19 protein-coding genes are annotated in these 26,158 nt (G+C 67.7%); 13 read left to right on the top strand and 6 right to left on the bottom strand.

The features are described from left to right. Nucleotides 1-63: 63 nt before the first annotated feature. Genes EIK80_RS22535 through EIK80_RS22525 form a run of 3 tightly spaced genes read left to right on the top strand, consistent with a single transcriptional unit; the run spans nucleotide 64 to nucleotide 2,443 of the window. Nucleotides 64-417, top strand: coding sequence for an Lrp/AsnC ligand binding domain-containing protein (locus EIK80_RS22535; RefSeq protein ID WP_125159259.1), 354 nt, complete (start codon nucleotides 64-66; stop codon nucleotides 415-417). 14 nt (nucleotides 418-431) lie between these two features. Then, complete coding sequence (locus tag EIK80_RS22530) at nucleotides 432-1,457, top strand: DUF1611 domain-containing protein (protein ID WP_125159258.1); 1,026 nt, start codon at nucleotides 432-434, stop codon at nucleotides 1,455-1,457. Then, complete coding sequence (locus tag EIK80_RS22525) at nucleotides 1,457-2,443, top strand: dipeptide epimerase (protein WP_125159257.1); 987 nt, start codon at nucleotides 1,457-1,459, stop codon at nucleotides 2,441-2,443. The genes EIK80_RS22530 and EIK80_RS22525 overlap by 1 nt, the downstream gene beginning before the upstream one ends. Here the strand turns inward: EIK80_RS22525 and EIK80_RS22520 are convergent. Further along, a complete protein-coding gene (locus tag EIK80_RS22520; protein WP_125159256.1) occupies nucleotides 2,440-2,949 on the bottom strand; it encodes an Lrp/AsnC family transcriptional regulator in 510 nt (169 codons plus the stop codon). The genes EIK80_RS22525 and EIK80_RS22520 overlap by 4 nt on opposite strands. Before the next feature lie 165 nt (nucleotides 2,950-3,114). Between EIK80_RS22520 and EIK80_RS22515 the strand changes: the two genes are divergently transcribed. Both EIK80_RS22515 and alr read left to right on the top strand, forming a co-directional pair. Next, entirely contained in the window at nucleotides 3,115-4,653 is a 1,539-nt protein-coding gene (locus tag EIK80_RS22515) for an amidohydrolase family protein (RefSeq protein WP_125159255.1), read from the top strand. A 174-nt stretch (nucleotides 4,654-4,827) separates the two neighbouring features. Then, on the top strand, nucleotides 4,828-6,099 hold the full coding sequence (alr, locus tag EIK80_RS22510) for an alanine racemase (protein WP_125159254.1): 1,272 nt from the start codon (nucleotides 4,828-4,830) through the stop codon (nucleotides 6,097-6,099). A gap of 92 nt (nucleotides 6,100-6,191) precedes the next feature. Here alr and EIK80_RS22505 read toward each other — a convergent pair whose 3' ends face one another. From EIK80_RS22505 to EIK80_RS22490, 4 genes are read right to left on the bottom strand one after another with little or no spacing between them, the layout of a single operon-like run. Continuing rightward, nucleotides 6,192-7,208, bottom strand: a complete 1,017-nt coding sequence (locus EIK80_RS22505; protein ID WP_125159253.1) for a 2-oxoadipate dioxygenase/decarboxylase family protein — start codon at nucleotides 7,206-7,208, stop codon at nucleotides 6,192-6,194. Nucleotides 7,209-7,220: 12 nt separating this feature from the next. Beyond that, nucleotides 7,221-8,744 carry an aldehyde dehydrogenase family protein gene (locus tag EIK80_RS22500; RefSeq protein ID WP_125159252.1) on the bottom strand — a complete coding sequence of 508 codons (1,524 nt, stop codon included), beginning with the start codon at nucleotides 8,742-8,744 and terminating at the stop codon, nucleotides 7,221-7,223. Then, nucleotides 8,741-10,171: an FAD-binding oxidoreductase gene (locus tag EIK80_RS22495; protein ID WP_125159251.1), complete on the bottom strand. Its 1,431-nt coding sequence runs from the start codon at nucleotides 10,169-10,171 to the stop codon at nucleotides 8,741-8,743. Before EIK80_RS22495 ends, EIK80_RS22500 begins: the two co-directional genes overlap by 4 nt. A gap of 1 nt (nucleotide 10,172) precedes the next feature. After that, a complete protein-coding gene (locus tag EIK80_RS22490; RefSeq protein ID WP_125159250.1) occupies nucleotides 10,173-11,273 on the bottom strand; it encodes a saccharopine dehydrogenase family protein in 1,101 nt (366 codons plus the stop codon). 120 nt (nucleotides 11,274-11,393) lie between these two features. Between EIK80_RS22490 and EIK80_RS22485 the strand changes: the two genes are divergently transcribed. From EIK80_RS22485 to EIK80_RS22470, 4 genes are all read left to right on the top strand, one after another. Beyond that, entirely contained in the window at nucleotides 11,394-11,825 is a 432-nt protein-coding gene (locus EIK80_RS22485) for an Lrp/AsnC family transcriptional regulator (protein ID WP_125159249.1), read from the top strand. A gap of 409 nt (nucleotides 11,826-12,234) precedes the next feature. After that, nucleotides 12,235-14,019, top strand: coding sequence for a methyl-accepting chemotaxis protein (locus EIK80_RS22480; RefSeq protein ID WP_125159248.1), 1,785 nt, complete (start codon nucleotides 12,235-12,237; stop codon nucleotides 14,017-14,019). After that, nucleotides 14,019-14,474: a chemotaxis protein CheW gene (locus tag EIK80_RS22475; RefSeq protein WP_125159247.1), complete on the top strand. Its 456-nt coding sequence runs from the start codon at nucleotides 14,019-14,021 to the stop codon at nucleotides 14,472-14,474. Before EIK80_RS22480 ends, EIK80_RS22475 begins: the two co-directional genes overlap by 1 nt. 387 nt (nucleotides 14,475-14,861) lie before the next feature. Then, nucleotides 14,862-17,750: a TonB-dependent siderophore receptor gene (locus tag EIK80_RS22470; RefSeq protein ID WP_125159246.1), complete on the top strand. Its 2,889-nt coding sequence runs from the start codon at nucleotides 14,862-14,864 to the stop codon at nucleotides 17,748-17,750. A 73-nt stretch (nucleotides 17,751-17,823) separates the two neighbouring features. Here EIK80_RS22470 and EIK80_RS22465 read toward each other — a convergent pair whose 3' ends face one another. Then, complete coding sequence (locus tag EIK80_RS22465; RefSeq protein WP_233586914.1) at nucleotides 17,824-19,092, bottom strand: M28 family metallopeptidase; 1,269 nt, start codon at nucleotides 19,090-19,092, stop codon at nucleotides 17,824-17,826. A gap of 420 nt (nucleotides 19,093-19,512) precedes the next feature. Here EIK80_RS22465 and EIK80_RS22460 point away from each other — a divergent pair, with 420 nt between their 5' ends. From EIK80_RS22460 to ggt, 4 genes are all read left to right on the top strand, one after another. Next, nucleotides 19,513-20,052, top strand: coding sequence for an RNA polymerase sigma factor (locus EIK80_RS22460; protein WP_158624747.1), 540 nt, complete (start codon nucleotides 19,513-19,515; stop codon nucleotides 20,050-20,052). Next, nucleotides 20,049-21,062: a FecR domain-containing protein gene (locus tag EIK80_RS22455; protein WP_125159243.1), complete on the top strand. Its 1,014-nt coding sequence runs from the start codon at nucleotides 20,049-20,051 to the stop codon at nucleotides 21,060-21,062. Before EIK80_RS22460 ends, EIK80_RS22455 begins: the two co-directional genes overlap by 4 nt. Before the next feature lie 82 nt (nucleotides 21,063-21,144). Continuing rightward, a complete protein-coding gene (locus EIK80_RS22450) occupies nucleotides 21,145-24,357 on the top strand; it encodes a TonB-dependent receptor (RefSeq protein ID WP_125159242.1) in 3,213 nt (1,070 codons plus the stop codon). Between the two features lie 51 nt (nucleotides 24,358-24,408). Next, entirely contained in the window at nucleotides 24,409-26,154 is a 1,746-nt protein-coding gene (gene ggt, locus EIK80_RS22445) for a gamma-glutamyltransferase (RefSeq protein WP_125159241.1), read from the top strand. Nucleotides 26,155-26,158: the final 4 nt, after the last annotated feature.

Below are 26,158 nucleotides of genomic sequence, written 5' to 3'. Positions count from 1 at the left end.
GTCGGCGGTTTCCTGGGGGCGCGCCGGCATAAGCTGCCGCGTGAGCTTCAGCGGAGAAACGTCTTGAGCCTCCAGCGGATCGACACCGGACCCGGATTTCTGGGCGTGGCGGCCGACGCCGGTCATCACGATACCCTGCTGCGCGCCCACGTGATGTTGCGGCTGGCGCGGTGTGACATGGCCGAGGCCGAGCGCGCCCTGGCCGAGATCGCCGGCCTCACCGCCCTGCACCAGATTTCGGGTGACTATGACCTGGTCGCGGTGGTCGAGGCTCCCCACGCCGAGGCGTTGGACGCGCTGGTCTCCAGGATCGCGCGTCAGCGCGGCGTCAGCGCGGCCATGACCTCGCGCCTGCGCCCGTCGGTCAGTCGTTCCCGCGCCCGCGCCTTCGCCTCCGCGACGCCCGCACCACGCTAATACGGGAGCATGCCGTGGACTTTCCCTATCCCAGCCTGCTGTTCCTGGCCGATGTTGATCGCGTCAGCGCCAAGACCGCCCTGGGCGTCGCCTATTGGAGGCCGGAGGCCTGCGTCGGCCAGCTTCGCCTGCAAGGCTGCGAGGTCGATCTGGGCTTGCCCGACATGAGCCCGAGCGCGGCGAGGGCGGCGGGGGCGCGTTCGCTGCTGATCGGCGTGGCCAATGCCGGCGGCTTTATTCCTCCGCACTGGGAAGCCGTGCTGATCGAGGCGCTGGAAGCCGGATTGGACCTGATCTCGGGCCTTCACACCCGCTTGGCCAGCCTGCCGCGCGTTCGGGAGGCGGCCGAGCGACTGGGGCGGCGGTTGCTGGAGGCGCGCGACCCTGATCCCCGGTTCAACGTGGTTGGCGAGGGCGTCAAACGCGGCGGCCAGCGTCTGCTCACGGTCGGCACCGACTGCGCCGTGGGCAAGATGTACGCGGCCCTGGCCATCGCCAGGGAACTCAAGGCGCGCGGCGTGAACGCCGATTTTCGCGCCACGGGCCAGACCGGCATCTTCATCGCCGGATCCGGCGCGCCGATCGACGCCATCGTCTCGGACTTCGTGGCCGGCGCGGCCGAGGTTCTCAGTCCGGCGGCGAGCGAGGATCATTGGGATATCATCGAGGGGCAGGGATCGCTGTTCCACCCGGCCTATGCGGGGGTCTCTCTGGGGCTGCTCCATGGCAGCCAACCGGACGCCCTGGTGGTCTGCCATGACGCCACGCGCACGGCGATCGACGGTCTGGAGGCCTTCCCCACGCCCAGCCTCGCCGAGGCGATCGAGCTTAACCTGCGGCTCGCCCGACTGACCAATCCGGCGGTCCGGGTCGCGGGCGTCTGTATCAACACCTCGCGCCTGTCGCCGGAGACGGCGGCCAGGCGCCTGGCCGAGACGGCCGCGGCTCTGGGCGTTCCGTGTTGCGATCCGGTTCGCACCGGCGTGTCGACGATCGTCGACACCCTGCTGACCAGATCGGCCCGGCGCGGCGCGGCCTGATGCGCCTGACCGCGCGCGAGCGGATTCACGCGCTGATCGAGCCGTTCGTCATCGCGCGGAAGACCTATGACGAGGCGCTCGTTGTCGAGGTCGAGATCGAAGCGGAAGGCGTGATCGGTCGCGGCGAGGCGGCGGGCGTCGACTATCGCGGCGACACGCCCGACCGGATGTTGCTCCAGTTGCGGGACCTCTCCGAATGGCTGGATCGCGGCGGGACGCTGGATCGCGTTCTCCTGGCCACGCGCCTGCCGCCCGGCGGCGCGCGTAACGCCGTCGACTGCGCGCTGTGGGATCTGGAGGCCAAGCGCTCGGGCGTGTCCGCCGCGGCGCGGGCGGGCCTGGCGCCGCTCCGCGCCGTCGAGACCTTTGTCACCCTGGGCATGGACTCGCCCGCGGCCATGGGGGCCAAGGCCGCGCGCTGGGCCGAGCGCTACGGAGCGCTGAAGGTCAAGCTGGGCGACGCCGACGACATGGCGCGTCTGGACGCCATCCGTTCGGCCGCGCCGCGGGCGCGCCTGATCGCCGACGCCAACCAGGGCTGGACGCTGGCGCAACTGAACGACCGTGCTCCACGCATGGCGCGGATGGGTGTGGAACTGCTGGAGCAGCCGTTGCCGGTCGGCCGTGACGACGAGCTTCTCGACTATCGCGGCGCCGTGCCCCTGTGCGCCGACGAGTCGCTTGACGATCGGGCGGACCTTGACCGGGTCGTGGGACGCTACGCCTTCTGCAACATCAAGCTGGACAAGGCCGGGGGGCTGACCGAGGCGCTGGCCCTCGCCAAAGCCGCCCGGGAGCGCGGCTTGCGTCTGATGGTCGGCTGCATGGAGGGCACGTCGCTGGGGATCGCCCCGGCGCTGCTGCTGGCTCAGGGCTGCGAGATCGTCGATCTGGATTGCCCGATGCAGCTGGTCCGCGACGTCGACGGCGGCTTCGGCTACCGGGATGGCTGGCTGCGCCCGAACGGGCCGGACCTCTGGGGCTAGGCTTCGAGATCCTGCGCCGTCGCCAGCAGCGCGGCCAGATCCAGGCTCGCTTCGCCCTTCAGCTTCTTGGTGACCGGCAGGGTGACGTAGTCGAACGAGACGTTCAAAGTTTCGAGCAGGCGATCCATGATGGTCTGATAGTGCTCGATGCCAAAGGCGGCCACCGTCATCAGATAGTCGACGCCGCCGAGCACGGCCTGACAGGCTATGACGTTGGGTTGCGCGACGATCCCGGCCTCGAAGACCTTGGCCTTGGCGTAGGAGTAGTCGGTCAGCTTGATCTGCACGACGAAGGTCGAGAGCTTGGCGAGGCGACCAAGATCGAGCTCGGCGTGGTAGCCCCGAATGATCCTGGATTTCTCCAGCTTCTTCATGCGTTCCCAGCAACGCGACGCGGAAAGCCCGACCTGGTCGCCCATCGCCGCCTTGGTCACCCGCCCCTCGCGATGCAGCAAGGCCAGGATCTTGAGATCGATGCGGTCGAGGTCCTTGCGCTGGTCGGTCATGGGCGGCCCTTGCTGATCGTCGTTCCAGCCTTAGCGCAAGCTCGGCGGTGAGGGTTAGCGCGAGCGCCCGATATTGGGAGAGCTCCGAGCGTCGACGGTGTCCGAAACGGCGGAAACCGCCGCCGCCGCCCGCTAGACTCGCCAGGTGCAAGAGAGGGCGGGCTGATGAAATCCTATCTGTTCAGATCGGTCCTTGGCGTAGCCGTCGCGGGGGTTCTGGGATCCGGCGCGTGGGCCTCGACGCTCATTGTCAACGCCAGGGTGATTGACGGCTCCGGAGCGCCGGCCCGTTCGGTCAGCGTCCGGATCGACGAGGATCGCATCGTCGCCGTCGGGCGGCTCAAGCCCGTTCGGGGCGAGGCCATTGTCGACGCCAAGGGGCTGACATTGGCGCCGGGTTTCATCGACGCCCACAGCCACCATGACCGGCAGGCCGAAAAAACGCCGGACATGACGGCCGTGACCGCCCAAGGCGTCACTACCATCGTGGTCGGGCAGGATGGGGAGTCCGCGCTTCCGCTGAAGCCGTATTTCGAGCAACTGGCGCGATCGCCGCTGGCTGTCAACGTCGCGTCCTACACCGGGCACGGCAGCCTGCGCGCGCGCGCCATGGGCCAGGACTACAAGCGCCCGGCGACACAGGCCGAGATCGCGCGCATGCAGGACGATCTCGCCGCCGATCTGCGCGCCGGTTCGCTGGGCCTGTCCACCGGGCTGGAATACGACCCCGGGATCTACGGAACGCCGGAAGAGGTGGTCGCCCTGGCCAAGACGGCCGCGGCCGGCGGCGGGCGCTATATCAGCCATATGCGCAGCGAGGACGTGAAGCTGGACGCGGCGATCGACGAGATCATCGCCATCGGACGCGAAGCCAAGCTGCCCGTGCAGATCTCACACCTGAAGATCGGCATCGTCGATCGCTGGGGCGAGGCGCCCAAGATCCTGGCCAGGCTGGACGCCGCCCGCGCCCAGGGCGTGGACATCACAGCCGACGTCTATCCCTACAGCTACTGGCAGAGCAATCTGTCGGTGCTGCTGCCGGAGCGGAACTTCGAGGATCGGGCCGCCGCGCGCTTCGCCCTGACCAAGCTGACCACGCCCGAGGGCCTGCGGATCGCCGTCTTCGCGCCGGACCCGTCGCTGGTCGGCAAGTCGATCGCCCAGATCGCGGCCGAGCGCCACGCCGATCCCGTCGAGACCTATCTGGCTTTGACGCGACAGTCGGAAGCCTATCGCGCCGCCCATCCCGAGGTCGAGCGCGTGGACGCCGTGATCGGCTCGGCCATGGCCGAGCCCGACATCGCCGCCTTCATCGCCTGGAAGCACTCGGTGATCTGCTCCGATGGCATGACGCACGGCCTGCATCCCCGAGGGTTTGGGGCCTTCGCCAAGATCCTGCGCGTCTATGTTCGGGAACAGCGCCTGCTCACTCTGGAGGAGGCCGTGCACAAGATGTCGGCTCAGACCGCCGCCCAGCTTGGCCTGGCCGACCGGGGGACGATCGCGCCGGGTCTTCAGGCCGACCTGGTGCTGTTCGATCCCGCGCGCGTCGCCGACCGTTCGGACCTGGATCACCCCAACGCCCTGGCGACCGGCGTGAGCACCGTCTGGGTCAATGGCGTCGTGGTGTTCGACAAGGACGCCGCGACCGGAGCGCGGCCTGGCCAAGTCGTGCGCCGCGCCGGCTGGCGGCCGGTCGACTGAGAGCAAAAACCGGCACTAGTCCCGATTGAGCGGACTCCGCCGGCCTCGAAGTTTCCAGCGCGAAACCTCGTGGCCGAGCTGGGGCCATGACCATCCGCGCCGACCGTCGAACCCGATCCCGATGCGGTCAGGCCCAACGGCCCCAAGGCGCCTTTATCTGGAATTGGAGTGGAAATGATGCAGCGACGCGCATTTCTGGCGGCGGGAGCGAGTCTGGCCGCGGCCTCCGCGACCCCAGGCTTCGCCGCGCCGGTCCTCTCCGCCGACAATTTCGGCCTCACGCTGGAGCAGGCCAGGCGGCGCAACGGCTGGATCGAGATCGACGCCGCGGCGTTCGAGGCCAATATCGACGCCGTGAGGGCGGTCATCGGCTCGGTGCGGCTATGCGCGGTGATGAAGGCCGACGCCTATGGCAACGGCGTCGCCCTCCTGATGCCGTCCATCTTGAAGAAACAGATCGGCGAGCTGGCCATAGCCTCGAACGACGAGGCCAGGGTCGCGCGGCGGCTCGGCTATCGCGGCCGTCTGGTTCGCGTCCGCGCCGCGACGGCGGCGGAGATGGAGGATGGTGCTCCTTTCGCCGTCGAGGAGCTGATCGGCAACCCCGACGCGGCCGCGCATCTGCAGGCCTTGGCGAAAAAGTCCGGTCGGCGACGGTGGCCGGTGCATCTCGCGCTCAACAGCGGCGGCATGTCGCGCAACGGGATCGAGCTTTCGAGCGACTACGGGAAGGCCGACGCCCGCGCTGTGCTGGGGTTCGACAGACTCGGGATCAAAGGCGCGATGACTCACTATCCGAGCGAGGAAGAAGCCGACATTCTCGGCCAACTCCATCGTTACCTGGAGGACCTCGCCTGGCTGCGATCGCGGGGACTGAGCACTGACGGCGTCCTGCGTCACACCGCCAACAGCTTCGCCACGCTCAAGCACCGGGAGACATGGCTCGACATGGTGCGGGTCGGGGGGCTGCTTTACGGCGATCCGGGCTCGGTGGCGGTCGATACCTATCGGCCGACCATGGCGATCAAGTCGCGTATCGCGGCGATCAATCACTACCCCGTCGGCCAGACCGTCAACTACGACCGCACCTATCGGCTCGAAAGGGAGAGCTGGCTCGCCAACATTCCGCTCGGCTATTCAGACGGCTATCGGCGCGGTTTCAGCCACGCCAATCGTCCGGAATTTCCCGCCGAGGGGCGCAATCGAACACAGGTGCTGATCCGCGGTCGCCGCTTTCCCGTGGTGGGGCGCGTGACGATGAACACCATGATGGTCGACGTGACGGAGGGGCGGGACCTGACGCGCCTTGGCGACGAGGTCGTGCTGTTCGGCGCGCAGGGCGGCGAGAGGATCACGCAGGCGGAGTTCGAAGCCAATAGCTCCGCCTATGGTCCCGAGATGCTCGCCGTGCTGGGCGCCACGCTCCCGCGCGTACTCGGAGCCTAGGCCCATGGGAGCCGGTCTTCCGAGCCGCCGGAAACAGCCGAACGAACGCAGGCTATTTCACCCGCGATCGTGATCGGCGGGCAAGGCCGTGCTCATGCGACCCTGGTCATCTTGAAGATGCCTTGCGCATTGGCGCTGTCGAACCGCAGGTCCAGGCGTGTGGCGCCCGTGTCGTCGACGAAGGTGTCGCGGGTGATGAACTCGTGGAACGAGCCCGGCACGGCGCGGGTCTCTAGCCCCGCGTCGGTGACGAAGTCGCGCGAAACGGGCTGCGCCTTGAAGGCGGTCTGACGCACGCGCCCGGAGGCCGACACTTCCACGGCGTCCTTGATCGGCCGTCCCAACGCCTTCTGGGCGTCGGCGATGGCGTCGACATCGGGAACGCGGTCCGTGGCGTGGTTGAAGGCCTGGCCTTCGGTGGCGATCCACGCGGCTTCCGCCGACTCCGCCTTCAGCGCCTCGTAGTGTTCGAGCCGGACCGGACCGTGCGTGCGCGCGAAGGCGGCGACGAGTTCAGGCAAGGCGGCGCGGGCTTGGTCCAGATCGCATCCGCCCGCCGTGGAAAAGGCTTGCAGCGCGGCCTTGGCGGCGGAGCCCAGGGTGTCGGCGGAGGAATCGAACACCGCATGGGCGATGACCTGGAAGGCCGGGGAGAAGCGCTCGACGTGAAGCTCGCTGACGAAGAACTGCGGGATCATGTCGGGCTTGTCCGCGTGGGCATAGGCGCGGCCGGTCATCTTCAGGCCGTCAAGCGGATAGACATCGGCGACCGCGTAGCCCAGCGGCTCAAGAATCCGGGCGAAGGCCTTGTGGCCGCCTGGCAGGGCGCCGGTCGGGCCGGCGCCGAAATCGATCGTCCGCAAGGCGCCGTGGTCGAACAGGATCTTGTGACCCTCGGCGCGGCGGTCGGCGACATAGGCGGCGCCCATGGGAACCCGGTTCATGACGTCGTGAAACAGGACCGCAGTCAGAGCCATGGCGAAGACGGCGCGCGAGACCGGACCCTCGGTTTCGGCGCTGAGGGCGGGGTCGATCTCCAGGATATCCAGGATCGTGGCCGCGGCCTTCTGGCCCACGGCCGAGGCGACGAGCGTGGAGAGGTGAGACATGGTTTCAGGTCCTCAGACGTCGAAGGTCACGCCCTGCGCCAGCGGCAGGGTGGTCCCGTAGTTGATGGTGTTGGTGGCGCGGCGCATGTAGGCTTTCCAGCTGTCGGAACCGGCCTCGCGGCCGCCGCCGGTCTCCTTCTCGCCGCCGAACGCCCCGCCGATCTCGGCGCCCGAGGGGCCGATATTGACGTTGGCGATACCGCAATCGCTGCCCTCGGCGGATACGAACAGCTCGGCCTCGCGAATGTTCAGCGTGAAGATCGACGAGGACAGGCCCTGGGCCACGTCGTTCTGGGCGGCGATGGCGTCGCTCAGCTCCGCGTAGCGCATGACATAGAGGATCGGGGCGAAGGTCTCGTGCTTGACGATCTCGGCCTGGCGATCGATCTCGACCAGGGCGGGGGCCGCGTAGAAGGCGTCGGGCCCGGCCGCGCCGACGCGCGCCCCGCCGCTCACACGACCGCCGGCCGCGCGGGCCTGATCCAGCGCCGACTGCATGGCGTCGAAGGCCGTCTTATCGATCAGCGGCCCGACCAGCACGCCGGCCGCGCGCGGGTCGCCGACAGGGACGGTTAAGTAGGCGGCCTTCAGCCGGGAAACGAATGTGTCGTAGACGCTGTCATGGACGAACAGCCGGCGGAGCGTGGTGCAGCGCTGGCCGGCCGTGCCCATGGCGGCGAACGCCACGCCCCGAGCCGCCAGATCCAGGTCGGCGGAAGGCGCGATGATCGCGGCGTTGTTGCCACCCAGTTCGAGCAGGGCGCGGGCGAAGCGGGCGGCGAGGCGCGGCCCGACCTGACGGCCCATCGCGGTCGAGCCGGTGGCCGAGACCAACGGAACCTTGGGATGATCGACGAGGACCTCTCCCAGCGCCCGGCCGCCGATCAGCAGTGTGGAGAGCCCCTCGGGCGCGTCCGGCCCAAACTTGGCGCGGGCCTTCTCGAACAGGGCCTGCACGGCCAGGGCGGTCAGCGGCGTCTTCTCGGATGGCTTCCAGACCACGGTGTCGCCGCAGACCAAGGCCAGGGCCGCGTTCCAGGACCAGACGGCGACGGGGAAGTTGAAGGCGCTGATCACGCCCACCACGCCCAGGGGGTGCCAGGTCTCCATCATTCGGTGCGACGGGCGCTCGGTCGCCAGGGTCAGACCGAACAGCTGGCGCGACAGGCCGGTGGCGTAGTCGCAGATGTCGATCATCTCCTGCACCTCGCCGAGGCCTTCCGAGGTGACCTTGCCGGCCTCCAGGGTGACCAGCGCGGCGAGGTCGGCCTTGGCGGCGCGCAGTTCCTCTCCCAACAGGCGGACCAGTTCGCCCCGGCGTGGCGCGGGAACCTTGCGCCAGGCCAGAAAGGCCTCGTGGGCGGCGTCGATCGTGACGGCGGCCTCGTCGACGGTGTGTTCACGGAGGTTGGCGAGGGTCTCGCCGGTGACCGGCGAGCGGGCCTTCAGCGCGCCCGCGTCGAGGATGGCGGGGCTGACGCCCAGGCGTTCCAGCAAGGCGCGCGCGTCGGCGATGGCGGAGGGCAGTTTGCTCATAGGGATCCTGAAGGCGAAGACGTGGTGGGGGCGAGCCGGACGCTGGCCGACCCTTGTCCGAAGACGGCGGCCACGGCGGCGGAATAGTCCTGGATGGCGCGGGGCGTGAAGCGGTCGTAGGCGTCCTGAAAGGCGCGTCCCAGGCCGTGTTCGCCGCTGAAGCTGGCGCCGAAGCCGTCGATGGCGAGCGTCAGAACCGCCTCGCGCAAGGCCGCTCGGCGTTCGGGCGTGGTCGGACCGACGAGGTTGAAATGGATCCCCCCATCCGCAACGTGGCCGAAGTCGCAAAGGACGTAGTCGGGGAAGTTCGCGTCGAGCATCGTCGTGGCCTCGGCCCGGAAACGGGCGAGGTCCCGCCGCCGGAAGCTGAGATCGAAGCCAACGACCGAACCGCTGGCGCGCAGTCCTTCGGATAGAGAGTGGCGCAAGGCCCACATTTTCGCCGCCGAGCCGAACAGGGCGTCCGTCAACGGACCGTCGTCCTGTTCCAGCAGGCGGCCGGCGATCAGCTGAAGGGTTTCGTCGAGGGATTCCTCGCCCCCGCGCGGCGCCCAAGAGCGGGTCAGCTCGACCAGGACGGCGTAGTCCGGCGTTCCGCCGGAGAAGGGGTTGGACAGCGAAGGAACATGAGCGATGGCGCGTTCCATCGCGGCCTTGGACATGCCCTCGAATGCGGTCAGCAGGGGGCCGGCCTCAGCCTCGAAGGCTGAGAGCAGAGAGAGAACGGCCTCCATGTCGCGCGGGATGAGCAGGGCGGCGGCCGTCTGCCGCGGGCGATGGTGGACCTCGATCGTGGCCTTGGTGATCACGCCAAACGCCCCGCAGCCGCCGACGAAGAGTTGGCGGAGCGCGATCGCTGCGTTGTCCTTGCGGAGGCCGTATGAAAGCGTCAGCACCGTGCCGGCGGGATCGGGAAGCACGACCTCCAGCCCAAGGACGTGGCGGCGCATGTCGCCATAGCGCAGGAAGCGCGCGCCGCCCGCGTTGGTGGCCGCCATGCCGCCCACGGTAGGATCGGCGCCAAGGTCGATCGGCAGGAACAGGCCATGAGGCTCGAGCGCGGCGTTCAGGGCCGAGAGGCGCACGCCAGCGCCGACCTCGGCGGTCCGATCGGCGACGTCGATCTCCAGCGGCGTGTTCAGGCGGTCCAGGGACAAGACCAGATGCGCGCCGCTGGAGTCCGGGGTCGAGCCCTCGGCCAGGCCCGTGTTCGCCCCCTGCGGCACGAAAGGCAGGCCATGCCGCGCACAGTAGCCGACCACGGCCGAGACCTCCTTGGTGCTGGCGGGACGCAACACCGCCGCCGCCACGCCGGCGGCGTAGCGCGCGGGCGTCTCGTAGCGGGCGCGATCGGCCGGATCGGTCACCACGCCGGTGGGGCCGACCAGAGTCTCCAAGGCGGCCAGATGGGTGGCGAGATCTGACATGTCAGGCCGCGATATGTTCGACCTGCGGCGGGGCGTAGCGCCGGCCGAACCGGTTGGCCAGGAAATCGGCCAGGGCGACATCCTCTTGCCGCACGAAGCCGGTCGACGGCAGCTTGCCTTCGGCCAGAAGGTCCAGCACGGCGCAGATGCCGGCTGCGGTCGTGATCTGGATCGCGCTCCGGGGCCGGCCGCCGATCGGGGCGCCGTAGATCTTCTGGGCGTAGGTCTCCTGCATCAGGCGACCGCCGCGCAGACCGCTGACGCTGGCGAACACGATCACCACGTCCTGCAGCGTGGCGGGCAAGGCGTTTTCCAGGATGTCCTTGAGCACCTCGCGCCGATCGCGCAGGCGCAGATCGTTCAGCAGCGCCTTCATGAAGGCCGCGTGGCCCGGATAGCGGATCGTGCGGTACGACAGGTTTCGCACCTTGCCTTCAAGCGTCTCGCACAGCGTGCCAAGACCCCCGGAGGTGTTGAAGGCTTCGTAGAGGACGCCGTCCAAGGCGAACTCCTCGCGATCCTCCAGCGGCTGGGTCTCGCGACGCACGCCGCCGACGATCGCTTCGCACGGCTCGCAATACTCGTTGATCAGGCCGTCGGTCGACCAGGTCAGGTTGTAGTTCAGCGCGTTGGACGGAAATTGCGGCAGGGCGCCGACACCCATCCGCACGTCGTAAAGTTCGTCGAACCGTCGCGCCAAATCGAAGGCCGCGATGGTGATGAAGCCTGGCGCCAGGCCGCACTGAGGAATGAACGCGCTCTTCGCGTCCTTGGCCAGGGCCTTGACCGCACGGGTGCTGGCGACGTCTTCGGTGAGATCCAGATAGTGGGCGCCGGCCGCCTTCGCGGCTCGGGCGATGGCGACGGTCAGATGGAAGGGCGCAGCGCTCAAGACCGCGAACTTGCCGGCCAGCAGCGCATTCAGGGCGACCTCGTCGGTGATATCGACAGCAACCTTTTTCACCGGGGCGCTGGTCTCCAGCCGCTCCAGCGCCTGGGCCGAGGCGTCCGCCACGGTCACGGCGTAGTCGCCGCACCCCGCCAGCATCTCGGCGATCATGGACCCGATCTTGCCGCCGCCGACGACCACAACCTCTTTCATGTCTTCCATTCTCCGATGAAGAGCGCGGATCCATGATGCCGGTCGCATAAACGATTTATAGTGGCGCTATCGTCGAAATGCAGGGAATGTCCCGTCGAAACGAAGGGGAATTTCGGCAGAATGACGATCGACGCCGTTGACCAGAAATTGCTCGCCGCCCTGCGGGAAAATGGCCGCGCCTCGACCGCCGACCTAGCCCGGCGGGTCGGCCGATCGCGCACGACGGTTCAGAGCCGCATCGAGCGTCTCGAAAGAGACGGGATCATCATGGGGTACGCCGTCCGCCTGTCGCCGGACCACGAGCATGGCGCCGTGCGCGCGCATGTGATGATCAAGATCGCGCCCAAGGAAAGCCGAGCCGTGGAAGCGGCGCTGAGAGCCATTCGCGAAGTGCGGGTTCTTCATTCCGTGAGCGGCGACTTCGACATGATCGCGGTGGCGGCCACGACCTCGGTGGCGCGAATGGACGAGATCATCGACAGCATCGGCCATCTGCCGGGCGTCGAGCGCACGACCTCGTCGATAGTGCTGTCGACCAAGTTCGACCGATAGGGTCCGGAAGGGCTGATACCGGTCTGGGTAAGCGCCGCGCAGACCCGAACGATGCGGACGCGGGCCTCCGCGTGGTCGGCGTAGCTGTTTGAGGCCGTCACAATCTGCTTGGGCCTAAAGATCCAGGATCCGAGCGACTTTTCGCGCAGGGGTTCGGCCGGCGCTGAGGTTTGGGTGGGCGATGTTTACAACTGGCGCGCTCGCCCCATGAATCGCTCCACTTGTGATTACTTCAGCGCCGCCGCGCTGCGAAGTGCGCTAACAGTGTTTGCCTTGATGCTGCGTCATATTGTCCGCTTCGAGCTCCTGGGAGAACGCCGCAATCTATAATTAACGTGGGCGCGTGAGCTTGGCCTTAATTGCAGGAGCGTCGCCTCTACGCTCCGGGATCTCAAGAAGGCCTCGAACAATGCTGAAATCGCTCGCCCGGACGGGAAAGGCTCTCGAAGGGGCTCAGATCCTGGAAGCTCTGCGCGCCAATGTCATGGTCGCGGACGCCAAGCTCAACATCACCTATCTGAACACGGCGCTGACCGGGCTTTTGTCCGAAAACGAGGCCGATATCCGTAAGGAGCTGCCAAACTTCAGCGTCGCCAAGCTGGTCGGCGCCAACATTGATATATTCCACAAGAACCCCTCGCATCAGCGGGGGATGCTGGCCAAGCTGACCAAGCCGCACGCGGCGACCATTCGTGTCGGCAAGCTGGCGTTCGATCTTCTGGTCACCCCGTTGCGCGCGGGCGACAAGATCTCGGGGTACGTGGTCGAATGGGCTGACGCCAAGGAGCGTTTGCTGAACGTCGACTACACCGCCCAGATCGCCGCGATCAGCCGCTCTCAGGCGATGATCGCGTTCGAACTCGATGGCACGATCATCGACGCGAACGAAAACTTCCTCAAGACCATGGGCTATACCGCCGCCGAGGTTATCGGGCGCAAGCACAGCATGTTCGTGGAGCCGGCCTATCGCGACAGCCCCGACTACGTGAACTTCTGGAACAGCTTGAAGCGCGGCGAGTACAACGCCGCGGAGTTCAAGCGGGTCGGCAAGGGTGGCGCAAGCGTCACCATTCAAGGGTCTTACAACCCGATCCTCGACGACAAGGGCAATGTGGTGAAGATCGTCAAGTTCGCCACCGACGTCACCAAGCGCGTCGAGGCGGTGAACGAGATCGGCGAGGCCCTGACGGCGCTGGCGCACGGCGACCTGCAGCAGAGGATCGACAAGACATTCATTCCCGAGCTGGATCAACTGCGCCTGGACTTCAATCGGGCGCTGCAGACCCTTCAGGGGACCATGCAGCAGGTCGGCCGCACCGCCGAGACCATCAAGGCCGGCACCGAGGAAATTCGCAGCTCGTCCGACGACCTTTCCAGGCGCACCGAGCAGCAGGCCGCCAGCCTTGAGGAAACAGCAGCCGCGCTCGACGAGATCACCGCCACGGTCAAGCGCGCAGCGGAGAACGCCAAGCAGGCTTCTACGGCCGCGTCGAGCACGCGCGGCGACGCCGAGAAGTCCGGCGCGGTCATGCGCGAGGCCGTCCAGGCCATGGGCGAGATCGAACAGAGCTCGAGCCAGATCACGCAGATCATCGGGGTGATCGACGAGATCGCCTTCCAGACCAATCTTCTGGCGCTCAATGCCGGGGTCGAGGCGGCGCGCGCCGGGGAGGCCGGTCGAGGGTTCGCGGTCGTCGCCCAGGAGGTGCGGGCGCTGGCCCAACGCAGCGCCGATGCGGCCAAGCAGATCAAGACCTTGATCGCGAGCAGCACCTCGCAGGTGGGGCGCGGCGTGAAACTGGTCGGCGACACCGGCCAGGCCCTGTCGCAGATCGTCGAAAAGGTCGCCCAGATCGACGCCTTGATCTCGGAGATCGCCACCTCGTCCCAAGAGCAGGCCGTCGGCCTCAACGAGGTCAACGCCGCGGTCAATCAGATGGATCAGGTCACCCAGCAGAACGCGGCCATGGTCGAAGAGGCCACCGCGGCGGCCCACTCCCTGCGCGAAGAGACGCTGGTGCTTGGGGACCTGATCGGCAAGTTCCAGTATGGCGGCGCCCATGCCGCGATAGCGTCGCCGGAGCGGGCGGCGCCCGTCCACGCCGCCCAGCAGAGGCCCAAGGCTTTCGCTCAAAGCCGGCCCGGCGCGATCGGCGCCACGGCCTTGAAGGTCGACAGCTGGGAGGAGTTTTGATGCAGGACGTGTTGGCCAACGGCCGGCTGGAGCTGATCTCCTTCGAGATCAGCGGTCAGGCGTTCTGTATCGACATCTCCGTCGTGCGGGAGATCCGAGGCTGGACGCCCGCGACGCCTATGCCCAACACCCCAGACTATATTCTCGGCGTCATCAATCTGCGCGGGGCGGTCATGCCCGTCTTTGACTTGCGGAGCCGTTTGGGTCTCGGGCGCACCGAGCCGTCGTCTCGCAACGTCATCGTCGTCGTCCAGTCGGCGAGCCGACTGGTGGGGCTGCTGGTGGACGCGGTGCAGGAAACGTTCATGGTCGACGCCGATGTGCTGCAGGCGCCGCCGGTGATGGCGTTGAACGCCGAGGCCTTTGTCGACGCGATCATCCCGCTGGAGGGCCGCATGTTGAGCCGCCTTGTGGTCACGGCTCTGATCCCTGGCGAGGCGGCCGCGGCGGCTTAGCCGGCCGATGCGATCGGAGCTTTCCCGGGTGTCGAAGCTGGGTTCGCTGGATGGCGTGTCCTGCCGCTGGTGGGCGACGCCAGGGCTACCGATCGCGTAAGCTTGGTCTCGGCGGTCTCGGCGATCGCTCGATCTCGACCTGGGAGCGGCGCAGGCAAGGCGCCGGCCACCTCCGCCGGTCCGCGTCTGATTTCCGCGAGTCCTCAAGGTCCAGTCCTGGCCTTGGCCAGGCGCGCCGCGCGCACGCGATCGGCATTATCCGTCCGAAATGTTCACTCTGTAGGCGGTGAACACCGTCAATGGGCGACTCGCTTCCCGAGCCATTGATGGCGAATTTGTGGCGTACCAGCGTGGAGATTGTAGATCTTATACGGGAGCGGCGGGTTCATGTCTCAAGTCGGTGTGCTGAAGAGTTTCCGGTGGCGCCTTTTCGCCGGCGTGGCCCTCGCGGCGGGATCGGCCTTAAGTCTCGCCGCCAACCCGGCCGCCGCGGCCGGGCAGGCCGCGAGCCCGTCGCCGGAAGAGAGTCAGGTCGAAGAGGTGGTCGTTACCGGCTCGCGCATCGTGCGCAACGGCAACGAGGCTCCAACGCCGACAACCGTTCTGTCGGCGGCCGACATCCAGGAGCGCAACCCGACCAACATCGCCGACTACATCACCCAACTGCCCTCGATGGGCACGGGCAATACGCCACGCACGACGACGCTGTTCGCCAACGCCACCGGCGGCGCGAACCAATTGAGCGCCCGAGACTTGGGCGTCACTCGGACGCTGGTGCTGCTGGACGGCCGCCGCGTGGTGGGCTCGGGCATGTCTCCGGCCGTGGACGTCAATCTGCTGCCGCAGAACCTGGTGCAGCGCGTTGATGTCGTGACGGGGGGAGCCTCGGCGGCCTACGGCTCCGACGCCGTCGCCGGCGTCGTCAACTTCATCCTCGACACCGGCTTCACCGGCCTCAAGGGCGGCGTCAATTTCAGCCAGACCGATCGCAGCGACGGCCGGATCGCCTCGGGCGACCTGGCCTATGGCCGCAAGTTCGCGGGCGGCCGCGGCCATCTGCTGCTAAGCGGAAACTACTATAAAGGCGATCGGATCGATTTCTACGACGACCCCCGCGACTGGTTCCAGCCGGGGCTTCGATTGATGAACAATCCCAACTGGACGGCGACGAACGGCCAGCCTGGACAGATCGTCCGAACGGACGCGGGCTACAACAGCACGCCGGGCGGCGTGATCGCGTCAGGGCCGCTGATGGGTATGGCCTTTGGTCCCGGCGGCACCGTCGGTTCCTTCGCTTTCGGCCCCATCCAGCAGGGCCAGGTGCAGGCCGGGGGCACGGTTGAGTCCATGCCGATCCGCGGAGCCCTGCTGCCCGACGACGAGCACTGGAGCATCTATGGTCGCGGCAGCTACGAGCTGACCGACAAGATCACCGCCATCTTCGAGGCCAGCTACGCCGGCAACGACACCGTCAACTGGTCGGCGGTCTACAACCGCCAGGGCTCCACCGCGATCACGATCAACAGAAGCAACCCGTTCCTGCCGGTGGTGACGCAACAGGCCATGGATCAGGCGGGCGTCACCTCGTTCCAGATGAACCGGCTCTTCTACGACATGATCAACACGCCGGGCTCCCACATCGGCGAAGCCGGCTACAATCGTCGGCAGGATCGGGTTCTGGCGGCGCTGGAGGGCCGCTTCCTCGAGAGCGGCCGCTGGCGGGCCTACTATCAGCACGGTCACAGCAAGGTCTGGTACACCCGCGACAACAACATCATCCTTGGACGGTTCAACCAGGCGATCGACGTCATCGCCAATCCCGCGACGGGCGGCGTGTCCGGCGTCGCGGCGGGGGCTCCGATCTGCCGCTCGACTCTGACCAATCCCACCAACGGCTGCGTGCCGATGAACCTGTTCGGCGAGGGATCCCTGGGCGCCGCGTCGATCGCCTGGGTCACGGGCGCCGCCGAGGGCCTGCGCACCCGCCAGGATCTCGACTTCAACCAGGACGTCTGGTCGATCGACGGCCAGTACAGCCCCTTCTCGACCTGGGCCGGGCCGGTCTCGATCGCCACGGGCTTCGAGTACCGCAAGGAGACCTTCTCCTCGACGGCCGACTCTTACTCCCTGCAGTCGCTCTGGAACGTCGGCAACTACAAGGGCGGCGCCAACGGCTACAACGTCAAGGAAGCCTTCGGCGAAATCCTCGTCCCGCTGCTCAAGGACGCCGTCGTGGCCAAGAGCCTTGAGTTCAACGGCGCGATCCGTCGGACCGACTACTCGACCAGCGGAAAGGTCACCACCTGGAAGGCGGGTCTGACCTGGGACATCAATAGCGATCTGCGCCTGCGCGGCACCCGCTCGCGCGACATCCGCGCGCCCAACCTGAACGATCTGTTCGCTCCCAGCAGCCAGTTCGTGAACGCCTATCTGGACCGGACTCAGGCCGGGAGCCCTCAGGTCCCCAACATCACCTTGAGCGGCGGCAATCCGAACCTGAAGCCGGAAATCGCCGACACCTGGACCGGCGGCGGCGTCTACCAGCCCCATTGGGCGCCTGGCCTCAGCCTGTCGGTGGACTGGTACAAGATCGATATCGCCGACGCCATCACGGCCGTCGGCGCCCAGCAGATCATCGACATGTGCTACGGCTTCAACCGGCCGCAGAACCCGGCGGCCTGCGACTCGATCGTCAAGGCGCCGGGCGCGACCAACCTGGTCAACGCCACCATCTACACCAGCGGCATCAACGCCCAGACCGTCGCTGTCGAGGGCGTGGACTATGAAGTGGGCTACCGCACCACGCTCGACCGGTTCAGCAAGACGCTGCCCGGCGCGATCGGCTTCCGCCTGTTGGTCTCGCAGCGGCTGAAGGACGAGACCGTCCTGCCGGGCGACGTCGCGCCCCCGACCCTGGGCACCGTCGGGAGCCTCAAGTGGCGCGGCCTCCTGACGACGACCTATGTCGCCGGTCCGAGCCGCACGACCCTGACCACCCGCTATCTTGGCAAGGGCAGGATCACCAACCAGCCCGAAACCAGCCGCACCGGCATTCCGGAGGCCTATAACCACGTGGACGCGGTCTGGTACTTCGAGCTTGCCGAGAACTACGACATCACGGTCGCCGGCCGGAAGATCACGCTGTTCGCGGCGGTGGAAAACCTGTTCGACCGCGATCCGGAGCCGATCCCCAGCAGCGGCACCTCCTTCGGGACGAGCGCGCCCTACGATCTCCTGGGCCGCTCCTACCGCGCCGGGATGCGCTTCCGGTTCTAGGCGGCGCCATCAAGGCAAAAGAGAACCCGCGCAGGCTGGCCTGCGCGGGTTCGGTTTTGTCTGGAGGGACCTATCAGCGACGCGGGGCGCGGCCGCCGAAGGTGACGATGCTGTCGACGCCGTCGGACGACAGAGACGACACGCCGAAGAAGGTGTCGTCGACGTTCACGCCCTTGAGCACGGTCTCGGTCGCGTCGGCCGGCAGGTCCCGATGCTCGGTCCAGTCCTGCTTGTCGTTGCGGCGCCAGTGCACCCTGTAGCCCGCCGCGCCGGGAACGGCGGTCCAGGACACGGTCGTGTCGCTGCCCAAGGCGCCTCGCAGCAACACCTGTTCGGGCGCCGCAGGCGCGGCGGCCAGTCGCGCGATGGTCGCCACGTTGATCGCCGTCACCTTGGCCAGGTACGGGAAGTCCATCTTGTCGACGGTGTCGCCGTATTCGACTCCGTTCGCGGTCCGCAGGTCCTGGTGCTGCTGATTGTAGTTCTCCACGCCCACCGAGAAGCGAACGGCGGGATAGCCCAGCTTGAGGAAGGGCTCGTGGTCGCCGCCACGGCCAAAGCGGTCGGGCCGCCGGTCCACGAACACGTCCAGGCCGCCCTTGATGCTCTCCCCGACATGGTCGATCGCCTTGGCGAGCGCGCGGCTGGGACCGTCGTCCTCGCCGCCGTTGCCCCGGCGCACCAGCTGCGCGGAAACATCCTCGCTGGCCCGGATCCCCTCGGAGAACACCCGCACGCGATCATCCACGCGCGCGCCGTTCTGGCCGATCGTGTTGCCGACGATGTCGTTGTTCAGCACGGCGGTGACCTTCCAGCCGCGTTCCTTCGCCGTATCGGCCAGCAGGGTCCCGCCCAGCAGTCCCTGTTCCTCGCCCGACAGCGCCGCATAGATGATCGTGGCGTCGAACTGCTTACCTGACAACAGCCGCGCGGCCTCCAGCACCAGCGCCACGCCCGACGCGTCGTCGTTCGCACCGGGCGCGTCGCTGGTGAAGTTCATGACATCCGTCACGCGGCTGTCGATGTGACCCTGCACGATCACCACCCGGTTCGGATCGCGGCCGGGTTGGACGGCCAGGACGTCCACCACGTTCACGCCGTTGGGCGCACGGTCGTTGGTGAACACGCGCTCGATGGTTGAGACCTGGAGGCAGCCGCCGCAGCGGGCGCCGATCCGCTTCATCTCATCCGCATACCAGCGCCGCGCCGCGCCAATCCCGCGCGTCGGATGATCGGGGGCGGACAGCGTGTGCCGTGTCCCGAAACTCACCATCTTGGCGACGTCGGCCTTGAGCCGGGCCGGATCGGGCGCGGCCTGGGCGGAAGCGGCTGTGGGCAACAACAAAGCTGCCAGGACCATTGACGACAATCGCACGGTATTCCTTTCATTTTCCACTGAACCGGTCTGACCGTTCAAGGCAACACCGGCCAGGCGTCAGGGTCACCTGACCTATACGCCTCGCTCCTCGAATTCTCTCTGAATCGACCCATTGGGAGAACGGCGGTCAGGCCTGGCTATGGTTAGGGCAGAGTTGGGAGGGCGGCCTCCGCCGCGGTCCCTTGACCCTCGGCGGGGGGCAGGTTCGCCGAGGGGCCGGAAGTCGGATCGATCGGCGGCCAAGCCGCCCGCGCCGGGGCCCGCCTCGAAAAATCTTGTTCAGCCGGTGAGGTAAGCCGATACGCGTGCGTCTACGACCTGGGACGGCGCGAAGCGCTCGCCCATGACGGTGAGGCCGGGCGTTTGGAGAAGGCGGGACAGATCTTGGGAGACGGCGAGGCAGATCGGCGTGAGGCTGCCGCCCAGGACCGTTCGGCGCGCATCGAAGCGCTGAACCGACGGTATCGCATCCCGCTCCGCCGGTTCTTCGGCAGCCGCACGCGCCGCCCCGACGATATCGAGGATTTGGTGCAGGAGGTCTTCGTTCGGCTCATCGCCCGGGGCGGGCTCGAGGATGTCCGGGCCGAGGAAAACTACCTGTTCATGACCGCCGCCAACGTCTGGCGCGACTCCGGCCGAAAGGACATGTCCCGGCAGCGCAGCCGTCACGCCACGCTGGCGGACCATCATCACCCCGTCGATACGCTGTCGCCGGAAGTGGTGGCGGTCGGTCGCGAGGACCTTAGACGCGTGCTCGTCGCCATCCAGGAGCTTCCTCTGCGCACCCAGGCCATCTTCGCGCTGCAACGCTACGAAGAGCTCAGCTATTCAGAGATCGCCCGACGGCAGGGCATCTCCGTGAGCGCGGTCGAGAAGCACATGATGAAGGCGATCGCGCACCTCACCCGGCAGGCGTTCCGATGAGCATCTTTACCGCGCCGCGCATGGTCTCGGCCAAGCCGCCGGAAGACGCGGCGCAGGCCGCGGCCTGGTGGCTGAGCCTGAGGCATTCGCCACGCTGGTCTCCCGCGCGTCAGGCCGCGCTCGAGGCCTGGCTTGGTCAGAGTCAGACCCATCGCGTGGCCTTTGATCGCGCCCAGGAGGTCCTGGGACTGGCCGCCTCGCTGGCGGCCGATCCGGAGCTGCTGGCCGTGCGCGAGCGGGCGCTGTCGATGCCGCCGGAGCGCTCTGTTCCGCGCTTCGCCATCGCCGCGTGCCTGGTCGGCGCGCTGATGCTGGGCGTAGCGGTCGCGGCGACGACCTGGCTGCCGGGCTGGGGAAGGATGGAGCGGCACGAAAACGCTCACGGCGCGCGCTCGACCTTGAGACTGGCCGACGGCTCCAGGGTTGATCTCAACGGCGACAGCGCCATCGACGTGCGGATCACGGGGCGGCGACGCACCGTGCGTCTCCTCAAGGGCGAGGCCTGGTTCGACGTCGCCAGCGACAAACGGCCCTTCAAGGTCGAGGTCGCCGGCCGGACGATCACCGACATTGGCACGTCGTTCGATGTCCGTCTGGTCGACCGCGCGGTCCGTGTCGCGGTCAGCGAGGGCAGGGTGGCCGTCGCCTCCGCCAGAAAGACGCCGACCGAAATCGGCGCAGGCGAGCTGCTGGTGGCCCATCCAAACGGCGAGGTGCAGGTCCGCCGCCTGGATGTCGCGACGCTGGGGGACTGGCGCTATGGGCGCGTGCAATTCTCCGGCGCGCCGCTGGCCGAAGCCGTGGCGGAGATGAACCGCTACAGCCCCAACCCGATCCGCGTCGGCGATCCCTCGCTGAACGGACTGAAGGTCAGCGGGGTCTTCTTCACCGACGGCGCCAGTGGCTTCCTGAACGCCCTGACCAGCCTCTATGGCGTCCAGGTGCGATCCATGGAGGGCGGCGAGCAGGTGATCGTCGCGGGCGAGGACGCTTCCACGAAAAAAATGTGACAGACGCGGTGAGGTGTTCGAGCCAACGGGCGTCTACGGCGTGGGGGCGAGGGGCCCCTCATTTTCGCCGTCGGGGGCTGTCATGCACGCATTCACTCTGAAGACCTGGGCCATGGTCGGTTCCGCGGCCGCGGCGCTCTGCGCCGGTCCGGCCTGGGCCCAAGCGCCTGGGACGCTGGAGTTCAACATCGCCCCGGCCAGCCTCGACGCGTCCTTGCGTCAGTTCGCCATCCAGAGCGGTCGCGAGGTCATCTTCAACCCTGACCTCGTGAGCGGTCGGCGGGCGAACGGCCTTCAGGGCGCCCTGAAGCCGGACGACGGCCTTCGCCGCCTGCTGGCCGGCTCTGGCCTTTCCTACCAGATCACCGGTCCGCGGACCTTCGTCGTCCAGAAGGCCGGCGCGACCTTGACCGCCGCGGCGCTTCGCCAGCCGATCGCCGTCCAGGGCCCGCCCGTCGCCCCCAGCCCCACGCTCGCGCCGCCGGCCGAGGAGCCCGCCCTCGTCAATGAGGTGGTGGTGATCGGCAGCCGCATCGCCGGGGCCAAGGTGACCGGCAATCTGCCCGTGTCGGTCCTAGACGCCGACCAGCTGCGCGCCCAGGGCGTGGTCAGCGCCGGGGAACTGATCGCCACCCTGCCGCAGGGCGGCGCCCAGGCCTTCAACAGCGGCGTCCAGGGGCCAAACAACGCCCGTGGCGATGTCTCCTCGGCCAACCTGCGCGGTTTGGGCTCGGGCAACACCCTGGTGCTGCTCGACGGACGCCGGATGACGCCACACCCGACCTCTCAGCAGGAAGGCGGCACGGTTCCGGTCCAGATCGTCAATCTGAACGCCATTCCCACCTCGGCGCTTCGTCGCGTCGAGGTCCTGCGCGATGGCGCCAGCGCCCTCTATGGCTCGGACGCCACCGCCGGCGTCCTGAACTTCGTCATCGACCGGCGCTTCACGGGCGCGGAGGTCTCCGCGCGTCTCGGCGGCGTCGAGAGCGGCAGCCTGCGCGAAAACGACGTCAACATGAAATGGGGCGCGGCCTTCAATGGCGGCGCCACGCACGTGGCCCTGTTCGGTGAAATCTACCACAACACCGACATGCCGGGGTCCGATCGCGACTACGCCGCGACCGACGACCTGAGCGGCCGGGTGTCGTCGACCTACGCCTCGCTGTTCAACCGCACCGTTTCGCAGTCGCCGTGGCTCACGGGCCGGGTGTCGACGCCGGTGACCGGGCTGGGCGCCAGCTTCACGACCTTCTTCATGCAGCCTTGCTCCTTCACCGGATCGCGCGCCCAGACCGCCACGCCGGACGTCTGCGTCAACGGCGGCTCCTCGACCCTGCCTTCGAGCCTGCGCTCCGACGAAGGGCCGCTGCGCACCATGGTTCCGCGCACGACGCGCGGCAGCGTGATGGCGACGGTGGACCACGACTTCGCGGGCGGCGTGTCGGCCTTTGGCGATCTGCTCTACTACAAGGCCAGCGCCTGGGCCGGTCGCGGCGGGTCCACCACCCTGACCGACGCGCCCTTGGTCGTGTCGCGCAACAACCCTTACAACCCCTTCGGCAGCGGGCCGGGGCGTCTGGCCAGCTACACCGGTCCGGCCCAGGACGTGACCATCGTCGGCTACGACGTCCTCGACGTCGGCATGCGCAACTTCGACGTCGACAACACGCAGATCCGCGCCGTCGCCGGCTTGCGCGGCCGGATCGGCGACTGGCGCTGGGACACCTCGGCGGTCTATTCGCGCGCCAAGACCGTCGACACCGAGCACAACCGGGTCAGCAACACCGCCCTGCAGGCGGCGCTGAGCAGCAGCGATCCCGCGACGGCCTACAATCCGTTCAATGGCGGCGATCCGGCCAATCTGCGGGTGGGCGACTCCACCTTGAATTCGGCCGCCGTGCTCGATCGCCTGCGTATCGACGTCACGCGCGACAGCCGCACCTCGCTGGCGATGTGGAGCGCGGGCCTGTCGAACCCGTCGGTGCTCACCATCGCCGGCCGCGACATCGGTCTGGCCTCGGGCGTCGAAGCGCGCCGCGAGACCTACGACGACTACCGCGATCCCCGCATCAACGGCACGATCAGCTATGTGACGGCGACGGGCGCGCGCACCAGTGACGTCATGGGCAACAGCCAGACCCTCGACACCCACGGCAAGCGCAACGTCTATTCGGCCTATGCCGAGCTGCAGAGCGCGATCATCCGTCCGTCGGACGGCGTCCCCCTGGTCCAGAGCTTCGACGTCCAACTGGCGGCCCGCTACGAGCGCTATTCCGACACCAAGGACGAGGTTCTCAAGCCCAAGGTCGCGGCCAGCTGGGGCGTGACCGACTGGCTGAAGTTCCGCGCGTCCTACTCCGAGGCGTTCCGCGCGCCGAACCTCGAGCAGATCAACGCCGCAGCCGCCAACCGCGTGCAGCAGAACCAGCTGGACATCTATGCCTGCGGCCTGGCCCAAGGGGCGAAGACGGTGGCGGCCATCAATCGCAGCAACTGCGCGGCCTATCGGTACGACGTCAGCGAGACCCGTTCGGGCAATGACCGGCTGAAGGCCGAGAACAGCAAGTCGACCAGCGCCGGCGTGGTGCTCACGCCGGTGCGGAACCTGACCGTGACGCTCGACTGGTGGCGGATCAAGCAGACGGGCCTGGTGGGCGTGTTCTCGACCCAGGACCAGATCTATCTCGACGCCATCCGTCGCCTCGGAGGCGGGGAGGGCAATCCGCTGGTCACACGCGACGCTTCCGGCAAGGTCACGGGCGTGCGGGCGATCTTCGAGAATCTGAATTCGCGCGAGGTCGAGGCGACCGACATCGGCGTGGCCTATCGCATCCCCACCGACCGCTACGGCGACTTCCGTCTCAACGCGGACGTCTCGATCTTCGGCCGCTTCTACCAGTCGCCGTCGGAAAGCGCCGCGGCGCTGCTGGCCGCCGGCCTCTCGACCACGTCGGGCGGTTCGCAGATCGGCCTCAACGGCAACCCGCGGTCTCGGGCGACGGCGAGCCTGGTCTGGGCCAAGGACGGCTGGCAGGTCACCGGGAGCGGAACCTATATCGACGGCATCTATGACACCTCGGCGCTGAACTTCCCGGTTTCGTCCTGGACGACGTTCAACACCGCGGTGCGCAAGAGTTTCGACGATGGGGCGCTGGCGGGCGGCTCGATCCGCGTGGGCGTCAACAACATCGCCGACAAGGACCCGCCGCTGGCCAACCAGCTGTTCGGCTACTTCACCAGCCTTTACAGCGCCCGGGGACGGTTCTGGTACCTGGAAATGACCAAGTCCTTCTGATCCGGCGCGGCGACGGTCGCGGATTCACCTCCATTCGGTCATGAGGCTCTTGTGTTCAAACGTCTGATGCGCGCGATCAAGCCGGCCCTGTTGGGCTTGATCGCGATGGGGGTGAGCTCCGCCGCTCTGGCCCAGGGGACCGCCGCCGCTCCGGCGGCCAACGCCGCCAGCTACATCATCGAGTATGATGCGATCCACCATCCCGTCGTCGCCGCCGAGGGGATGGTGGTCAGCCAGAACGCCATCGCTTCCGATGTCGGTCGCGCCATCCTGGCCAAGGGCGGCAACGCCGTGGACGCCGCTGTCGCCACGGGTCTGGCCCTGGCGGTCACGCTGCCGCGCGCGGGCAATATTGGCGGTGGCGGCTTCATGCTCGTCTATCTGGCCGAGACCAAGCAGACCCTGGCGATCGAATATTACGGCGCGGCCCCGCGGGGGATCACGCCGACCCTGCTGACCGGCGCCAACGGCAAGCTCGATCCGGCCAAGCGCTATTCCTATCGCGGCGTCGCCGTGCCCGGCACCCCCGCCGGCTTCTATTTCGCCCAGCGCAAGTACGGCAAGCTGTCCTGGCGGGCGGTGGTCCAGCCCGCCGTGGACCTGGCCCGTCGGGGCGTCTTCGTCTCCGACGACATGGCCTATGCGTTCAGGGTCAAGGCGCCGGAACTGGTTCGCGACCCGGTGGCCGCGAGCACCGTCTATCGCCAGGGCCAGCCCTACGCGCGCGGCGAGCGCCTGGTGCAGAAGGACCTAGCCTGGTCGCTGGCGCAACTGCGCGACAAGGGCGCGGACGCCTTCTACCACGGCGAGGTCGGGCGCCGCATCGTGTCCGCCTCGGCGGCCAATGGCGGGGTCCTGACGGCCCAGGACCTGGCGGACTACCAGATCAAGGTCCAGGAGCCGCTCTGGACCACCTATCGCGGCGTCAAGATCGCCCTGATGCCGCCGCCGTCCGCGGGCGTTCTGCTCGGCGAGCTGCTGAATCTGATCGAGACCTTCCCGATGAAGGACCTGGGTCAGAACTCCTCCGACAGCCTCCACGTCCTGGCCGAGACCAGCAAGCTGATGTTCGCCGACCGCGCCCGCTACATGGGGGGATATCCGGACTATGTCGTCCCGACCCAGGGGCTTTTGTCCAAGGCCTACGCCAGGGACCGCGCCGCAACCATCAGGATGGACGCAAGCCTGCCTTCGGTCAGTCTCAAGCCCGGCGATCCGGTCGGCTTCGCCAGCCGCGACACCACCCATTATTCGGTCGTCGACCGCTATGGCAACGCCGTCAGCAACACCTTTACCCTGGGCTCGGACTTCGGGGCGCACGTGATGGCCCCAGGCACCGGCTTCTTCCTCAACGACGCCGTGGCGAACTTCGCCTGGGACGCGGCCCAGGCCGCGGCCGAGCCCGCGAACGCGCCCGCGCCAGGAAAGCGCGTCATTTCCACGATCAGTCCGGTCATCGCCTTCAAGGACGGAAAGCCCTGGCTGCTGTCGGGCAGTCCGGGCGGAACCCGGATCATGCCGACGGTCGCTCAGGTGCTGGTCAACGTCATCGATCATGACTTGAACATCGCCGAGGCGACCGAACGGCCGCGCCTCTACCAGGACGACAAGGGCGGCCTTGAACTGGAGCCCGGGTTTCCGAGAGACATCGCCCGTCTGCTCGAAGCCCGAGGCCATCGGGTCACAGAGGGGCTGACCATGGGCAGCGCGCAATCGATCCTGGTTGGCGATGGCTTGCTCCATGGCGGCGTCGACACGCGCCGCCCCGACGCCGCGGCCCTGGGCCTGGAGCCCTGAGGAC

This window comes from Caulobacter sp. 602-1 (assembly GCF_003931565.1).
GTDB lineage: Bacteria > Pseudomonadota > Alphaproteobacteria > Caulobacterales > Caulobacteraceae > Caulobacter.
This window is presented reverse-complemented; position numbering and strand designations above follow the sequence as displayed.

Bases quoted from the DNA above. Each gene is read 5' to 3' on its own strand.
- EIK80_RS22525 (WP_125159257.1), top strand. From the start codon at position 1,457: ATGCGCCTGACCGCGCGCGAGCGGATTCACGCGCTGATCGAGCCGTTC.
- EIK80_RS22520 (WP_125159256.1), bottom strand. From the start codon at position 2,949: ATGACCGACCAGCGCAAGGACCTCGACCGCATCGATCTCAAGATCCTG.
- EIK80_RS22515 (WP_125159255.1), top strand. From the start codon at position 3,115: ATGAAATCCTATCTGTTCAGATCGGTCCTTGGCGTAGCCGTCGCGGGG.
- alr (WP_125159254.1), top strand. From the start codon at position 4,828: ATGATGCAGCGACGCGCATTTCTGGCGGCGGGAGCGAGTCTGGCCGCG.
- EIK80_RS22505 (WP_125159253.1), bottom strand. From the start codon at position 7,208: ATGTCTCACCTCTCCACGCTCGTCGCCTCGGCCGTGGGCCAGAAGGCC.
- EIK80_RS22500 (WP_125159252.1), bottom strand. From the start codon at position 8,744: ATGAGCAAACTGCCCTCCGCCATCGCCGACGCGCGCGCCTTGCTGGAA.
- EIK80_RS22495 (WP_125159251.1), bottom strand. From the start codon at position 10,171: ATGTCAGATCTCGCCACCCATCTGGCCGCCTTGGAGACTCTGGTCGGC.
- EIK80_RS22490 (WP_125159250.1), bottom strand. From the start codon at position 11,273: ATGAAAGAGGTTGTGGTCGTCGGCGGCGGCAAGATCGGGTCCATGATC.
- EIK80_RS22485 (WP_125159249.1), top strand. From the start codon at position 11,394: ATGACGATCGACGCCGTTGACCAGAAATTGCTCGCCGCCCTGCGGGAA.
- EIK80_RS22480 (WP_125159248.1), top strand. From the start codon at position 12,235: ATGCTGAAATCGCTCGCCCGGACGGGAAAGGCTCTCGAAGGGGCTCAG.
- EIK80_RS22475 (WP_125159247.1), top strand. From the start codon at position 14,019: ATGCAGGACGTGTTGGCCAACGGCCGGCTGGAGCTGATCTCCTTCGAG.
- EIK80_RS22470 (WP_125159246.1), top strand. From the start codon at position 14,862: ATGTCTCAAGTCGGTGTGCTGAAGAGTTTCCGGTGGCGCCTTTTCGCC.
- EIK80_RS22455 (WP_125159243.1), top strand. From the start codon at position 20,049: ATGAGCATCTTTACCGCGCCGCGCATGGTCTCGGCCAAGCCGCCGGAA.
- EIK80_RS22450 (WP_125159242.1), top strand. From the start codon at position 21,145: ATGCACGCATTCACTCTGAAGACCTGGGCCATGGTCGGTTCCGCGGCC.